Here is a 16,696-nt window from a genome sequence, read left to right as displayed (position 1 = left end):
AATGGAAACAGTGGCGGTACAGCGGAAGTTTTCGGGGAAACGTAACCGTCTGGACAAACCGGAGCTGCTAGCTCCGGCGGGTAATCTGGAAAAACTGAAATTTGCAATCCATTACGGTGCAGATGCCGTATATATCGGTGGACAGGCCTATGGACTGCGTTCCAACGCGGATAACTTTAGCTTTGAAGAGATGCGTGAAGGTGTGGAGTTTGCCAAAAAGTATGGAGCCAAGGTGTTCGTAGCGACAAACATCTATGCACATAATGAGGATGTTGAGGGGATCGAAACATACCTGCAAAACCTCTATAATGCGGGGATCTCTGCGATCATCGTAGCCGATCCGGCTATCATTGAAGTAGCCCTTCGTGCTGTGCCAGGCCTTGAGGTACACCTAAGTACTCAACAATCCACACTCAACTGGCAAGCCGTGAAGTTCTGGAAAGATGAAGGACTTCCACGTGTTGTTCTCGGACGTGAGACCAGCTTTGAAGAGATTGAAGAGATCAAGGCCAATGTGGATATCGAAATTGAAGCCTTTATTCATGGGGCGATGTGTTCCTCGTATTCCGGACGTTGTGTGCTCTCCAATCACTTTACGGATCGGGACTCCAACCGGGGCGGCTGTTGCCAGTCTTGCCGCTGGAAGTATGATCTGTTCGAGGATGCGAGAGAAGATACGGTGTGGGTCAGCGAAGAGGACATGCAGATGAAGGCCCCTGCGACATTCAAACTGGGTGAGAACCAGCTTCCCCTGTTCGAGGAACAGGATAATTCATTCTCCATGGGATCAAAGGATCTGTGCATGATTGGCCATATTCCCGAGTTGATTGATGTGGGAGTGGACAGTTTCAAGATCGAAGGACGTATGAAATCGATCCACTACGTGGCAACTGTGGTTAACGTCTACCGTCAAGCTATTGATTCCTATATGGCAGACCCGGAAAATTATGTTCTGAAACCTGAATGGGTTGAAGAAATGAACAAAGCGGCGAATCGCCCGCTGAATACCGGATTTTTCTATGATACACCAGACCATGAAGATCATATCTATGAACCGGAAGAAAAGGCTGTACCTTTTGACTTCGCTGGCTTGGTCATGGGGTATGATGCTGAAACAGGAATGGCAACCATTCAACAGCGCAATCACTTCAAACCAGGACAGGAAATCGAATTTTTCGGTCCGGGAGGTCACTTTTTCAAACAGGTCGTCGGTGAAATACAGGATGAAGAAGGCAATGTTCTGGATGCTGCTCGTCACCCGTTGCAGCTGATTAAAATGAAGGTAGACCAACCGGTTTCGTACTTCGATATGATGAGAAAAAAGAAGTAGGCTCAAATACCTACGATGTGTCAATATTGTATTATGATTTAACAAAATAGTGTTATGAAATTTACTTGGGGACCTCCGTTTATCGGCAGATGGGGGTCTTTTTTTTATAGAAAAATAGGAATAAAGTTGTAAAATATTTCTGGGAAGTGAAAGGGGAACGAAGAAAGCTGTCGAATACTACATATTTATAGGGGAGAGAAAGAAAAATCCAACAAGTAAATTACTGGCAGGTGAATGGGATTGGTTCAAAAGAAGCAGAAAGACAGTGGGGAGCAAGTGACAAAAGCCGAGCAGGTTAATCCTGAGAAGGTTCAGAAAGTGAAGAAAGAAAAAGTAGTCAAAAGCAAAACAACAGGCACTGGCAAAAGATTGTTTAAGATTGACCGCAGCAAGCTCAAGCTGGGCTGGATCAAGACTGATTGGGTGAAGAAACAATTTAAAAACCGGGATTGGAAAAACCTTGGAGGTTCTTCTTTCCAACAGATTAAGAAGGCAAATCCGGTTAAATCCGTAGGGGTTAAACTGTTCTTGATCTTTTTTGCGGGAATTATGATTTTTGTAGTGAGTTTAGGTCTATTATCCTATTCAAAAGCCAAGGGTACGATAGAGAAAAATGCCTCACGTGCCAATCAGGAGACCATTGATCAGACCAAACAAAAAATGGACATTATTTTGGAGAGATTTGTGGATACATCCACACAGATTTTCTTTGATCCTGAAATGCAGTCCTTGCTACAAAAAATGTCAGATCAAAATCTGACTGCGTATGATACATTCATAAACTCAAGTTCAATCAACAAGCAATTATCCAATGTTGCATTTACAAATAAATCTATGGAAGCGATTTATTTGGTACCTACGGACGATACAAAGTCCATTATGGGTACAGGTAGTAACAGTTCATCCATGGGCAACATTCGCCAAGAAGCATGGTACAGTGAGTTGATTGAGGCGGGCGGTTATCGCTGGCTTCCAACTGAGGTCAAGGAAGATGGCTCAACCCCAACGTTTAAAATTGCACGTTCAATGAAAAACCTGCAGGGAACGACCCAGTCGTATGTTCTGGTTATTGAACTGAAACTGGAAGTTCTGGAGGAACAATTGAAATCGCTTGATCTGGGGCCAGGAGCTATTCTTCAACTGATTGCTCCGGATAATAAAGTGGTTGCATCCTCAATCTCGGATCGTACGGGACAAGATACAGAGCTTGCATTTGTCAAAGAGTTGACCGAACCAGCAGGTAGCACGAATACGGAGTATACGGTAGATGGCAAATCTACGGAAATGCTGGCTGTATACAGTACGATGGATACATCCAATTGGAAACTGGTTGGTATGATACCTACCTCTGTTTTGGTCCAGGATGCAAAGGGCATTCTAACCCTGACCTTGTGGATGGCGCTGATTGATGCGGGGATTGCCGTATTGATCGGGATCTGGATGGTGCGTATGATCGCTCGTCCACTCGGCAAATTGAAAGACCTGATGCAGGAAGGTGCGAAAGGTAATCTTAAAGTTCGTACACCTTATAGCTCCAAGGATGAAATTGGTCAGCTCTCGACCGCCTTCAATCTGATGATGGAGCAGATTACTAAGCTGGTTGAACAAACCAATCGTTCTGCGCAGGAAGTATTGGATACGGCCTCTGAGCTGAGCAGTGCATCCAAGAAAACGGCTGTATCTGCTTCGGAGATCGCCGTAGCTACAGAGGAGATCGCAGGCGGTGCAGGCAGTTTGGCAACCGAAGCGGAACGTGGTAATGAATTAACTGACAATATCTCTCGTCAGATGCAGAGTGTAATCGCTGCTAATGAACAGATGGGTGATTCTGCTCGTCATGTAGAGAAGTCCAGTCAGACAGGAACACAACATCTGAATCAGTTGATGACCAAAACCCAGAAGACAGAAGAAATGATTGGTGCACTGGTGAATAAGGTTGATTCGCTGAAAGAGAGCACGTCCTCTGTTCTGAAAGTGCTTGAAGTACTGCAAAACATAACGAAACAGACCAATATCCTTTCCCTGAATGCGACCATTGAAGCAGCACGTGCCGGTGCAGCCGGACGCGGATTCATGGTGGTGGCAGATGAGGTTCGTCAACTTGCGGCTCAATCCAGACAATCCATTGAGATGGTTGGAGAGATAACAGACAAAATCATGACTGAAATGAATGAGACCGTGGATGCTTTGTCTGCAGCTTATCCGTTATTCAAGGAACAGATGGATGCGGTTAAAGACACCAACGTCATCTTTGCTTCCGTACAGGAACAGATGGGTGCATTTGTGGAACGTCTGGGCATGGTGACAGGTTCTATTGGAGATTTAAATAAATCTCAAGGTACGTTGTCTGAAGCAATGAGTAATGTCAGCGCTGTAGCTGAAGAATCTTCTGCAACGTCCCAAGAAGTAGCTTCCTTGAGCAGTGAACAGCAAAATATCAGTAACCAGCTGGTCAATCTGTCTGGCAAACTGGAGAATGTGTCTACTGAACTGAAAGAAACCTTGTCACGCTTTACGGTGTAAAAAGCCAAGGTTGAAATGTGGAGAACCTGTCCCGCACATGGGACAGGTTTTCTTTTTTGTTTACCGGATAATTCCAAGTCATATCAGCAATAATATGATCAAAACGACAAAAGGTGAGATTGGGATGTATCTCCTTGCGAAACGGCGAATCTATATAACTTGTATTCTTCTAACTCTTGTCTTTGGAATGCTTATATTACGATTGGGTTGGGTCCAGATTGTTCAGGTGAATCAGACGATGCCCGGATTTCACCGAACGGTACGTGAAATGTCTGTATTGCAGCGTGAACGCGGGGTGATGCTTGACCCGGGGCGGGGACAATTTACGGATTACAAGGGTGAAGCGTTGACTGGTAAGCTGCAATGGGGATTGATTCTTTTTCCACAGGCAGGACCATTAGAGACATTACGCAAGCATGGGACATTAGAAGGCTCCGAGATGATACAGTTGGCAGCTATATTACATACCGATCTGGATCAATTGAAGAAGGAATGGAATCAGGAAAATGTACCTCATTTCTGGACAGCAGGTACACATCAGCCTGTTCATTTGACGTCTGCTCAGGTGGAGCGCCTACGTAGTTTGCAGCTGCAAGGAGCTGGCATCTATCCGATGATGACAAGGTATCTTCAGGGGCATACAGGGATGCAGTGGATGGGTTATCTGTCTGAACAGCCTGAGTCCTCCAAGGTTATAACTGGGCATCAGGATGAAGTAAAACAGCCATTTGCTATGAAATCAGGGGCAGCTGGACTGGAGAGGACACTTGAACCCCTGTTAAGGGGAATTGGCCCTACGCTTGTATCACGCATGGTTTCGGGTGGTGGAGAGATTATCCCCGATGTTCAGCCACATGTCATTGCACCAGCCAATAGCCATTATCCTTTACGTGTAGAAACCACAGTGGATGCTGAGTTACAGCGTGGGTTGGAGGAGTTGACGCAAGAATCAGGATTACAAGAAGGGGCCGTGGTTGTGTTAGATGCCGCTAATGCAGATGTTCGCGCCATGATCTCCCGCCCTTTCTATCAGCCACAACATGTGAACCCCAAGCAATCGGCCTGGGGTAATCGTGCAGTAGAGGGAGCCGTACCGGGTTCCATTTTCAAAGTTGTCACTGCGGCTGCTGCTTTGGAGTATCATGCGGTTTCTAGCGGAGAAGAATTCCATTGCGGTGGTGAGTACGGAAGATATGGGCTGTCTTGCTGGAAGGAGCATGGGCATGGAGACCTGAATCTGGAGCAAGGATTCGCGGAGTCTTGCAACATCGTATTCGCGGAAACGGCGCGCAGGCTTAGTATGGAGCAACTGGAGAACACGGCTGATCGTCTGGGACTCGCGCGTCCGATTGGCTGGGAGGGGAAGCAGATGGCAGGAATGCCCGTGTTACGACACTTTGATCATGAGGATCACGGTCGTGTGAGAACAGAGACTGTTTCTTCTGCTGATGAAGGTGCGAAAATACAGACAGCAATCGGCCAGCGCGATGTCTTGGTCACACCGCTGCAAGCTGCCAATCTGATCGTTACACTGTTACATGATGGAAAGGTTAGTGCACCACGTCTCGTTAAGCGCATCCGATATGCGGATGGTGGTACCATGCTGGAAATGCCCTTGCATGATTCACCTTCAACATCAGGACAGATTGCTCCCGCAACAGCGCATAAACTGTTATCATGGATGAATAAGGTAGTACGTGAGGGAACAGGAAAATCCCTGCAGCGTGCACGGTGGCATGTTGCAGGGAAATCAGGTACAGCTCAGGTACAAAAACATGGAGAGAAGCGCAACAATCAATGGTTCATTGGTTATGGACCGGTAGAACAACCCCAATATGCTGTAGCTGTTCTTGTTCAAAATGTCTCTCCTGACAGCCAACATCAAGCGACGGCTCTATTCAGGAAGGTGATGGACTATTTGGCTGAGTCCTCATGATCCTTCGCAGAAACGGGACGTTGTACAGTAGACTCGGCAAAATTCGCTGAGGCCTTACTAACCGGTGGGTCCATGACCAATGGAGAGGATTCAAATTCATCTTTTGGCAGGTGAATCCACTTTTGCAGGTACCCTTGTTGTAACAGTTCTTTCAGAAGGATCAGAAGCACTGGAGATAACACGACACCAGCCAGGCCAAAGATCGAAAGGGAGATCAGCATAAACGAAAGCATCAAGTACGCCGAAGATACACCAATCGAGTTACCCGATATTTTCGGTTCCAGCAATTGTCTTGTCAGCATCGTCACTGCCAGAATCACAATCAGGCCAATCGCCAGGCTACTATTGCCAATAATGAACAAGTAGACGATCCATGGAATAAACACAACAGGAACGCCAAGCAATGGTACCAGATCAAAAACCGCACAGACTGCTGCAATGGTAAAGGCGTTAGAGGTTCCCAAAATCAACAAACCTGCATAAATCAATACAAACGTAATGAGCATCATGATCATCTGTGCCTTCAGATACGAGCGGATTGTCTTGAACACGTGATTACGCATGAATTCAATAGCTAACTTTAATGTTTTGGGCGTTTTCGCACGGGCGAACTTGCGCCAGGACTCAATCTCGATACTCAGGAAAAATGCCAGAATAATCGCAATTCCGAAGTTCGTAATAAAAGAAGAGAATGAACTGAGGAAACCTACGACGAATTGCGCGCCGCTAGTTACCCATTTGGACAGGAATCCGGTCAGTGTTGCAAAATAATCATTCGCTTTTTCCATAACTCCATCAGGGAGAGCATCTGACTTGTCCTGAATGAATAACACCAGATTGGTGAATTCACGTTGTATCATCTCAATGTATACGGGGAAATTATCTTGCAGATTGGAAATTTGTGAAATGATAATTAAGCCCACACCAAAAAAGGCAGCGACAATCAATGCAAGAAACAACAAGACGGAGATGGCGGCTCCAAGCGTCTTGGGCATTCCTTTGCGATGTAAAAATTTGGCCAGCGGTTCAATCATCCAATACACGATGAATGATAGAAAGACTGGTGCAGCCACTTGGTATAATTGACTGAAACTGTACATGATCACATACACGGTTAATATGAGCAATGCGATGTCAAAGACAGTTCGCCCGTATTTTTTGTAAAGCGGTAACATGGACATGGCTCCTTTGATGGCAATAATTAGATTGTATTTATTGTACACGATAGCTATCTTTTTGGGAAAACAGGATTCAAGAAAAGTCTGAACTATGATAAAATTAAAGGCGGTTTATTTTAGATAGTGCCATAGTGCACCGTAATTCAGCAGGAGAAGTGGGGAGCTTGCAACATGACAATGATACTTCAGAGTATTCTACTGTGGTTATTGTATCTTTCATCTTTTTACGCCTTTATTCCAAGTTTGATCAGCAGGCTTTTTGGTTTTCGTGTATTTCGACGGGGAAGAAGTAATACACAATTTGCATTAACGTTTGACGATGGGCCAGATCCACACTATACGCCAAGACTGCTCGATCTGCTTCGTCAGCATCAAGCAAAAGCCACATTTTTTGTCGTTGGAGAACATGCTGCGAGTCATCCTGAACTCATACAACGCATACATGACGAGGGTCATCTTATTGGCATTCATAATTATATTCACAAGACGAACTGGCTCATGCGGCCGCGTACTGTTCGTGATCAGATTCAGCGAACAGGTCAGATTATTCATGAAGTAACCGGTGTGAAGACTTGTTATTATCGTCCGCCGTGGGGGATTATGAATCTGTTTGATTTTTTCAGTAAGAAAGAACGAAAGATTGTACTGTGGTCTTCCATGTTTGAGGACTGGAGAAGCCGAGTGGGTGCCCAAAGATTGACCGAACGGATGCTGAAGGAACTAAGAGGCGGAGAGGTCATGCTGCTGCATGATCGAGGAACGACCCTTGGTGCAGATGCACACGCGCCGGAGCAGATGCTTCAGGCGCTGGAAGTCGTCTTGCAGGAAGCTGAACGGCTTGGGCTGCAAAGTGTACGCGTCGATACGTTGATGGGAGGTATCACAGTGAGCGAATCTCAGAACAAAACGCAATTACAGACACCACTGAAGTTATGGAAGCGGCTCGTTGTGGCCTTGTGGCTGGGTTGGGAGAAGTTGTTTCACTGGGTATATCATCTGCGGACGGCTTCGCCAGAGGACCCCATGCTGCACTTCAGATCACGTGTATATCACGGAGCGCGGGTGGAGATGAATGACGGCCATGTTATTCAAAATGGAGATCCGGTGATCGAACTGCATTTTGACAATCAGAAATTGTTTGAACTTGGAGTGACATCACGTTCCAGTATGCATTTGGCTATTCGCATGATTCGGACCATGGAACAGCAATTGCCGGATCTGGCACGCATGGTGGCACTCGAACCTGAGTTACGCTCTGCCAAGGCGATATACGGTGTGAGCATGATTAATAGAGGCCCAGAAAAATTCGGATTTACCATACAAGAATTGCCTCCTGGACCGTTCAGTGCTGCATCCAAAGTATACTTGAAGCTGCTGTTAAGTGTAATCCACCCGGCAGGAACCAAACGTCTAAAACAGCGTACAGACCAACTGGTACCCAAGATGATTGCCATGCCGCTGGATCTGCTGTTGGAACGTTACGGTCAACATACAATGCAGGTGGCAGCAACGGTAGAAGAATCCAGAGATGAATCATTGTTAATTGAACAAGAGATACTGCCAGAGCGGCACTAAACGGACTGATCACACCAACCAGCAAAAGAAAAGGGTTGCCCTTCGCCAGATTTGGCAGAAGAGCAACCCTTTATTTATTAATGAATTAGATACTCAGTACGCCGCCGTTGCTTGCATTGGTAACCAGTTTGGAATAACGAGCCAGGTAACCGGTTTTTACTTTCGGTTCAAAGCCTTTCCAACCAGCGCGACGACGTTCAAACTCTTCGTCACTGATGTGCAATTCGATGATACGGTTGTTCAGATCCAGCTCGATGATGTCTCCTTCTTCAACAAAGGCGATTGGACCACCTTCAGCTGCTTCCGGAGAGATATGTCCGATACTGATTCCGCGGGATGCGCCAGAGAAGCGTCCATCGGTGATCAGACCGACTTTAGCACCCAACCCCATACCTACGATCTGGGAAGTAGGAGCCAACATCTCAGGCATACCTGGTCCGCCTTTTGGTCCTTCATAACGGATAACAACAACATGTCCTTCTTTTACTTTGCCGTTAGCAATGCCTTCGAGCGCTTGCTCCTGGGAGTCAAAGCAGATGGCAGGACCTTTGTGGTATCCGCCAACCGAAGCATCAACAGCACCAACCTTGATGATAGCGCCTTGTGGTGCAAGGTTACCAAACAATACAGCCAGGCCGCCTTTTTCGGAATGCGGGTTATCCAGGTGGTGAATGACATTTGTATCCTGAATTTCTTTTCCTTCAACGTTCTCACGGATCGTTTTACCCGTTACGGTAATGCAGTCACCGTGAATCGCGCCTGGTTTCTTGAGCAATTCGTTCAGCACTGCGCTTACGCCACCTGCATTGTGAACGTCTTCGATGTGAAGATCGGAAGCAGGTGCAAGTTTCGCCAGATGCGGAACGCGGTTAGCTACTTCATTGATGCGCTCGATTGGATACTCGATGCCAGCTTCATGAGCCAGTGCCAGCGTGTGCAGTACTGTATTCGTAGATCCACCCATCGCCATATCCAGTGCAAACGCGTTATCGATTGCTTCTACAGTAACGATATCACGTGGTTTCAGATCCATTTTAATAAGTTCCATTAGTTGTTTAGCAGATTGTTTAACAAACTCACGACGCTCAGGAGCAACAGCCAGGATGGTTCCGTTACCTGGCATAGCCAGTCCCATCGCTTCAGCCAGACAGTTCATGGAGTTTGCAGTAAACATACCGGAACATGATCCACATGTTGGACAGCCGAACTGTTCAAGTTCAAGCAAGCTCTTATCATCGATTTTACCTGCTTGGTAAGCACCTACGCCTTCAAATACAGAGGTCAAGGACAGAGCTTTACCATTGCTGTCACGACCGGCTTTCATCGGTCCACCGCTGACAAACACGGTAGGGATATTACAGCGGAGTGCACCCATCATCATGCCGGGTGTAATTTTATCGCAGTTCGGGATACATACCATGCCGTCGAACCAGTGAGCTGATACAACCGTTTCCACGGAATCCGCGATAATGTCACGGCTTGGCAGCGAGTAACGCATACCAATGTGTCCCATGGCAATACCATCATCTACTCCGATGGTGTTGAATTCGAATGGAACGCCACCGGCTTCACGAATAGCATCCTTTACAATTTTACCGAACTCCTGAAGGTGGACGTGGCCGGGCACGATATCAATGTATGAGTTACATACGGCAATAAACGGCTTGCCGAAATCCTCTTCTTTAACGCCCGCTGCGCGGAGCAAACTCCGGTGTGGTGCACGGTCAAAACCTTTTTTGATCATATCGGAACGCATCTTCTTGGCTGACATGGTGTATTCCCCCCAAATATATAATATTGAGCAACATGAATGGAAAAGTAAATGGCAGTGCATCTGTCGTTTAATTTCATCCGTACTCTAAAAAAAAGGACCGGCATGCCGGTGTCGAGCTCCCCGTAGTTTGTGAAATTCTTTGCTGCTTTAAACCCGTGAACACCCGGTTTTTCTATTGAGTCTATCACAACCGTCGTCATATTTCTACAATCAATAGAAAGAAGCCTCAAACCATTTTCATGGAATTAGACTTCTTGATTTTGCGGAAAAGCTATGATCATGTTTCGATGTGGCGAGCGGAATTCATTAGTTGCTTCCACCTTTGCGTCCAATCTCACGATAGAATTCCTTATTATGAGTTTCGGAGGTTGCTTCGCCGCCCTTGCGACCAATCTGCTTGTAAAAGTCAGTGTCATGGGCATCTGAAGTCGCTTCTCCACCTTTTTTTCCAATCATCTGGTAGAAGCTTCGATCATGGTTCTTGGAAGTGGCTTTACCACCTAATCTGCCAGCTTCCTCACGGCTCATCTTGCGTTCTGACGTCGGTTGACGTGCCATTACAAATCACTCCTTACAACGATAAGTTGTTTTTTGTAGCGCGTATCCCTAATTTACCACCTTATTTCCAGCCTGAAACAACACAGCAGGATAGAATCGATGGTGAAGAGATCCGTCAGAGCATTAGGCCGACCGTTTAAACACCTCAGGTCGATGGAAAGAAAATCGGGATATATCCGGTTCAATTAAGGGTTTGAACGTGTGACGTACAGCCGGCAGAGCCAGGGTGACTGCGAAGAGTACGGCAATGACAAGTATGACTGGAATATACGCCGAGCTTCCCATATAACTGTAGACTCCGGACCAGATCGCGAGACGAACGAGAAACCCATGCAGCAGGAATACATAAAGTGTGCGTCGTCCAAGGTCCGTCAGTCTGGAAGTCAAGGAAGGTACCCAGGCCAAGAACAGTGCTGCCGATGCGATCTCCAATAGGTAGACTCCAAGTCGGAAGATGCCGGCATACCATTCGTGGTGACCCAGTTCGGCGTACGTCATGCTGCCGAGTAACCATCCGGATGAAATATTCAAACCACCATACCCGATCCATACCAACAGTGCAGCAGAGAGGATGGCTGCGGTTTTTCGCCCCCAACCGGATAATAAATGTGAACGGATGGTTGCTCCATAGTCATAACCGATGACAAAGAACGGCAGAAATACAAACGTACGGCTGAAGCTGAGCCAGAACCCGTCGATGGGCAAATACCCGGCAATTATACCGAGCGCAATCGATCCAATCAGCCGATATATCGGTTTCCAGGAAATCGTCAGACGAAGCAGCAGTCGCCAACAGAAATGACTCGCGAGAAACCATAACAGCAAGTAAGGTGCAAAGAAGGAAAGCCGCATATGGGGTGTATGGAATACGGTAAAGTCCATCAATGCGTATAAGGACTGAAACAGTACGTACTGTAGTGCAATCTGTTTCAGGACGTTTCGCCCAGATGCACCTTGGAGTGAGTGTGTCGCAAAATACCCGGTTACCCATACAAAGAGCGGCATGTGAAACGTATATATCCACAGGAACAGAGCTTCCGCTCCTGCAAAACGTGTAATGAGTGGTTCAAGTGCATTGCCAGCAAGGACACAGACGATAAGCATAAAGCGCAGATTGTAAAAGAAAGATTCCTGATCATCCCGGATCAGTGTCTGATTTTTCATGGTGTAGCCCCCTTATAGATCCTGGTTGAAAGGTCATTTGCATCTGTAATAAGGGTAATATGGATGTGTATTCTCTATTGTGATTTAATTCACATTGGTAAGCGTTATCTTTTCTCAAAGCTGTGACAACAAAATGAACACAACGGGATTGACAACGGTTGCATAGAGGATGACAATAGTAAAAGAAGATGAGGGAATGTAAATATAAGGAGGGAAGAAATCATGTCAACGAGTCCTTATCCAAGCCCGGAAATTATTACGTTTGGGGAGAGTATGGGTTTGCTGACTGCCAAGGATACAAGAGGGCTGGAATATGCAGCCACACTGGACAAGTCTTTCGGGGGTGCTGAGAGCAATCTGGCTATTGGCGTATCACGCCTGGGGCATACCAGTGGTTGGTTTGGACGTTTGGGCAATGATCCGATCGGCAGTATGATACTGAAAGCCATTCGCGGTGAAGGTGTAGATGTATCCCGGGTAAGGTTAAGTGATCACGAGCCGACTGGTTTGATGATTCGTGAGAACGCTTCCGGGAAAGCCTCGGTGCATTATTATAGGAAGCTATCTGCTGCAAGTGCGATCACACCTGATGATCTGGATCCCGACTATATTGCCGGGGCGAAGATATTGCACGTTACGGGTATAACGGCAGCGATAAGCCCGTCCGGACTTGCTACGGTAGAGGCTGCCATACATATTGCCAAACAGGCAGGGGTGAAAGTAAGTTTTGATCCAAATCTGCGTCTCAAATTATGGTCTGCGGATGAGGCCCGTCCAGTTTTACTGCGTTTAGCTGAACTGGCGGACTACTTTTTACCGGGTCTGGACGAGATGAAACTTCTATATAACGAAGAAAATGATCAAAAAGTACTTGAGCGTTTATCTGCCATGAATGCTGTGTGCATCGTGAAGGGTGGCCCTGATTTGACCTACGTATTGGCGAATGGTACCCTAACGGAAGTTCCGTACTTTAAGGCGGATTATGTTCTGGATACGGTAGGAGCAGGAGATGGTTTCTGTGCGGGATTTTTATCGGGTATATTAAAAGGATACTCCCCGCAGGAAGCAACCCGTCTCGGCAATTTGACCGGTTCCATGATTATACAGGCTGTTGGCGATTGGGAGGCGCTCCCGACGTGGGGGCAGGTCGAGGCCAAGCTGAACAACGTTGCCCATGTTGAGCGCTAGTCGCTCTGAAATCATATATGGCTCATCTTCGTTCTTAAATGTAAGGCTTGTATACACAACCACCACATTGACAAGGGAGAGAATGAAATGAAGAAGCTTCAGCTGTTGCAAAAGATTACGGACAATGGGGTTGTGGCAGTTCTGCGTGCAGATTCTGCTGATCAAGTCATTGCCATGGCCGAGCAAGCGATTGCGGGTGGCATTAAAGTTATCGAGATTACGATGACAGTACCCAGTGCACTCAAAGCCATTGAAAAATTAAGCCGTGTATACCATTGGAACACACAAGATCCAGAGAAATTCGCGATTATTGGTGCGGGAACGGTGCTTGAACCGCAAACGGCGAGAGCGGCCATCATGTCGGGTGCCGAGTTTGTAGTTGGACCTTCCCTGAATCCGGATACGGTTCAGATCTGCAATCTGTATCGAATTCCGATTCTGCCTGGTGTGATGACGATTGCTGATGTTCAACGCGCACTGGAACTCGGTGTGGACATTGTGAAGTTGTTCCCGGGTAATCTGTATGATCCTTCGATTATCAAAACGATGAAGGGCCCTATGCCGCAGGCGAATTTTATGCCAACTGGCGGGGTATCCTTGTCTAATCTGGGGGATTGGATCAAGGGTGGAGCAGTGGCTGTAGGGATTGGTTCCGACTTGACATCGGAAGCTGTGAAGACGGGTGACCTGAGTCATGTCCGTCGCAAAGCGGAACAATATATGGATGCTTACCGCAAGGCCAAGGCAGAATAATATTTTTTCAATTCGGAGAAGGGGAGCCTGATGAACAAAGGCTCCCAATTCTGTGAGCCGCGGCACCTGCGGAAGTGAAGAAAGGTGATTAAAGTTGAGAAATCGTTATAATACAGGGCGCAAGAAGAGGGGCATCGGGAAATTCCTGCTCGTACTTCTGGCGCTCATTGTCATTGGATGTGGATTTGTTGCGTGGAAATTATTCACACCATACGGTCCACAGGAATCAGCTCAAACAGCCATGGAAACAGCCAATCGGGTGACGGTGAGTGAACAAGAGAACTGGATTGATTTTGTGCCAGATAAACCGATTGGAAAAAGTGTACTTTTCTACCCTGGTGGGCTGGTGAAACCGGAAAGTTATGCACCACTCGCGCATGAGCTGGCTGCTGCGGGTCATCACACCATTATTGCCAAGATGCCAGTTAACCTGGCAGTGCTTAAGCCAAACTTGGCAGATGAGATTCTGGCCGCCTATCCAGACGAACAATTCGTTATGGGTGGACACTCTCTCGGCGGGTCCATGGCTGCACGTTATGTAGCAGCACATCCAGATGCACTTCATGGGATCTTCTTCTTGGCATCTTACCCGGATGAAAAAGGGAGTGTAATGACACTGGGAATACCTGCTTTAACCATTTTGGGTACTAAAGATGAGGTTGTGAATATGACCAAGTATCAGAGTGGACGTATGTATTTGCCCGTGGAGACGGTGTACTACACCATTGAAGGTGGAAACCACGCTCAGTTCGGTGATTATGGTCATCAAAAAGGAGATGGCAAGCCGGAAGTGAGTGGAGAAGAACAGTTGAATCAGACGGTCAAGACAGTACTGGCTTGGTTAAGTACGATCAAATAGATTTTGATTATTCTGCATTAAGGGCTGTATGCATGTATAGCATAACTTGATGGAGGTGATACGGATGACCATGCTTCAAATGCATGGAGTGCAGATCCCATGTAAAGGTATCCTGTTCGATAAAGATGGAACACTGTTGGAATTCCTCCAGCTATGGGGGCCGTGGGCAGAGACGTTGCTGAGTCAGTTACAATCACGTATGAATGAGCTTGGAGCTTCATTTACGGTTGAACGGGAGCACGTCCTGGGCACCATTCATAATGCAGAAGGTCATATTGTCGGCTATGATCCGCAAGGCCCACTGGCCATTGCGACTGTGGATGAATGTACGGGATTGCTTGCCGGCCAGCTGTATGCAGCAGGCATGCCATGGAATGAAGCGATCACAACGATACGCCAATTTTCAAGTGTGGCCATGAAATCGGTAAGGGAGCGCAAATCGGCTGAACCGATGCCAGGATTACTTGCTTTCTTAGACAGTTGCAGGGCAGCAGACATACAGCTGGCAGTAGTCACTTCAGACAGTACAGCGGCAGCAGAAACACATCTGGATTGGATGGGGATTCGTTCCTTTTTCACCTCCATTGTGGGCTGTGATCGGGTGACACAGGGCAAACCGGATGGAGAAGCAGCACTCTTGGCTTGCCGTGAATTACATATCGATCCTGCGGAGGCCATCGTAATTGGAGACAGCAATGGGGATATGCAGATGGGGCGGCACGCAGGCGTATCCTATGCGCTTGGTTACTGTCCACAGTCAGATCAAGGATCTCATCTGGTTGATGCCCATGCCATTATTCGTCATTATAATGAGCTAAGCGTTACTTCATAAGTTAGCCTAGCCAGAATGAACTATATAAATTGAACTAACATTTACACGAAATGGAGAGGACAGAAATAACCTGAAGAAACGGAGCGTTCGCCTAAAAGCTTTCTAAAAGAAAGCTACTTCGGAAGCATATGCTATCCTCGGATTTTTCCCTTTAGAAAGGAATCAAAAAAATCTGTGGATAACAGCGATCGGAAGGTTGTTCTGTCATCGGAGTGGCCAGTGTAAATATTCTTTAGTTCAATTTATATAGTAAACAAAAGGAGGAGAGAGGATGAACGCAACAGAACAACTGGCTGCCTGGATTCAGGCAAGCTCCCGGATTGTTTTTTTCGGAGGGGCCGGAACTTCAACGGAAAGCGGGATTCCCGACTTCCGCTCGGCTGCGGGTCTGTATCAGACGGAGCAGCATTCGCCTTATCCACCGGAAGAGTTATTAAGTCGACATTTTTTTGATCAACACGCCGATATTTTTTATGATTTTTATCGAGGCAAAATGCTTCATCCAGATGCTGAACCGAATGGGTGCCATCGACTATTGGCCCGTCTGGAGCAGGAAGGAAAACTTCAGGCAGTGATCACGCAAAATATCGACGGACTGCATCAGAAGGCAGGCAGCAGCAATGTTTTTGAGCTTCACGGCTCAGTTCATCGTAATGCCTGCATGGATTGCAAGCAGTTTTATACGCTGAATGATATTATACAATCCCAAGATACGGTACCTCGCTGTACCGCATGTGGTGGTGTGATCAAGCCGGATGTGGTGCTGTACGAAGAGGAACTGGATCAGACGACATTGTACCGCTCCATTGATGCACTGTCTTCTGCAGATCTGTTACTCGTGGGAGGCACTTCACTGACGGTATATCCAGCGGCTCAGTTAATTACGTATTTTCAGGGAAAACATACCGTTCTGCTCAACGCTACACCTACCGCTTACGACCGCAGGGCGGATTTGCTGATTACAGAGCCGATTGGTGAGGTAATGAATAATGTGGACCAGCTTCTTGGTTGAACGGATGGACTGAA

Annotated in this window: 12 protein-coding genes and 1 pseudogene; 9 read left to right on the top strand and 4 right to left on the bottom strand. The window is 46.9% G+C overall.

Annotated features, from left to right (window positions below; all coding sequences use genetic code 11):
* Position 1: 1 nt before the first annotated feature.
* The 3 genes from MHB43_RS25365 to MHB43_RS25355 all read left to right on the top strand — a co-directional run bounded on the left by MHB43_RS25365 (position 2) and on the right by MHB43_RS25355 (position 5,789).
* Positions 2-1,330 (top strand): U32 family peptidase, encoded by a 1,329-nt coding sequence (locus tag MHB43_RS25365; protein ID WP_221824739.1) that lies wholly within the window; start codon positions 2-4, stop codon positions 1,328-1,330.
* A 234-nt stretch (positions 1,331-1,564) separates the two neighbouring features.
* Positions 1,565-3,853 carry a methyl-accepting chemotaxis protein gene (locus MHB43_RS25360; RefSeq protein WP_405130689.1) on the top strand — a complete coding sequence of 763 codons (2,289 nt, stop codon included), beginning with the start codon at positions 1,565-1,567 and terminating at the stop codon, positions 3,851-3,853.
* A 238-nt stretch (positions 3,854-4,091) separates the two neighbouring features.
* Positions 4,092-5,789, top strand: coding sequence for a peptidoglycan D,D-transpeptidase FtsI family protein (locus tag MHB43_RS25355; protein WP_405130688.1), 1,698 nt, complete (start codon positions 4,092-4,094; stop codon positions 5,787-5,789).
* On the opposite strand, the gene MHB43_RS25350 is transcribed toward MHB43_RS25355, so the two are convergent.
* Entirely contained in the window at positions 5,768-6,964 is a 1,197-nt protein-coding gene (locus tag MHB43_RS25350; protein WP_339178776.1) for an AI-2E family transporter, read from the bottom strand. The genes MHB43_RS25355 and MHB43_RS25350 overlap by 22 nt on opposite strands.
* 174 nt (positions 6,965-7,138) lie before the next feature.
* Between MHB43_RS25350 and MHB43_RS25345 the strand changes: the two genes are divergently transcribed.
* On the top strand, positions 7,139-8,542 hold the full coding sequence (locus MHB43_RS25345) for a polysaccharide deacetylase family protein (protein ID WP_405130687.1): 1,404 nt from the start codon (positions 7,139-7,141) through the stop codon (positions 8,540-8,542).
* 85 nt (positions 8,543-8,627) lie between these two features.
* Here the strand turns inward: MHB43_RS25345 and ilvD are convergent, their stop codons facing one another.
* The 3 genes and pseudogenes from ilvD to MHB43_RS25330 form a co-directional block, all read right to left on the bottom strand.
* A complete protein-coding gene (gene ilvD, locus MHB43_RS25340; RefSeq protein WP_074096200.1) occupies positions 8,628-10,313 on the bottom strand; it encodes a dihydroxy-acid dehydratase in 1,686 nt (561 codons plus the stop codon).
* Between the two features lie 318 nt (positions 10,314-10,631).
* A pseudogene (locus MHB43_RS25335) lies at positions 10,632-10,874 on the bottom strand (KGG domain-containing protein); the annotation flags it as partial.
* 123 nt (positions 10,875-10,997) lie between these two features.
* The gene (locus tag MHB43_RS25330; protein ID WP_405130686.1) at positions 10,998-12,038 is read right to left on the bottom strand and encodes an acyltransferase family protein; all 1,041 of its coding nucleotides are present in this window, start codon (positions 12,036-12,038) and stop codon (positions 10,998-11,000) included.
* 222 nt (positions 12,039-12,260) lie between these two features.
* Here MHB43_RS25330 and MHB43_RS25325 point away from each other — a divergent pair, with 222 nt between their 5' ends.
* From MHB43_RS25325 to MHB43_RS25305, 5 genes are all read left to right on the top strand, one after another.
* On the top strand, positions 12,261-13,226 hold the full coding sequence (locus MHB43_RS25325; RefSeq protein ID WP_405130685.1) for a sugar kinase: 966 nt from the start codon (positions 12,261-12,263) through the stop codon (positions 13,224-13,226).
* Between the two features lie 87 nt (positions 13,227-13,313).
* Positions 13,314-13,979 (top strand): bifunctional 2-keto-4-hydroxyglutarate aldolase/2-keto-3-deoxy-6-phosphogluconate aldolase, encoded by a 666-nt coding sequence (locus MHB43_RS25320; protein WP_017686833.1) that lies wholly within the window; start codon positions 13,314-13,316, stop codon positions 13,977-13,979.
* Between the two features lie 94 nt (positions 13,980-14,073).
* Positions 14,074-14,838: an alpha/beta fold hydrolase gene (locus MHB43_RS25315; RefSeq protein ID WP_405130684.1), complete on the top strand. Its 765-nt coding sequence runs from the start codon at positions 14,074-14,076 to the stop codon at positions 14,836-14,838.
* Between the two features lie 64 nt (positions 14,839-14,902).
* Positions 14,903-15,670: an HAD family hydrolase gene (locus MHB43_RS25310; RefSeq protein ID WP_405130683.1), complete on the top strand. Its 768-nt coding sequence runs from the start codon at positions 14,903-14,905 to the stop codon at positions 15,668-15,670.
* Positions 15,671-15,941: 271 nt separating this feature from the next.
* Entirely contained in the window at positions 15,942-16,682 is a 741-nt protein-coding gene (locus MHB43_RS25305) for an NAD-dependent protein deacylase (protein ID WP_339178759.1), read from the top strand.
* Positions 16,683-16,696 lie beyond the last annotated feature (14 nt).

It is taken from the genome of Paenibacillus sp. FSL H8-0317, from assembly GCF_045040685.1.
GTDB lineage: Bacteria > Bacillota > Bacilli > Paenibacillales > Paenibacillaceae > Paenibacillus.
This window is presented reverse-complemented; position numbering and strand designations above follow the sequence as displayed.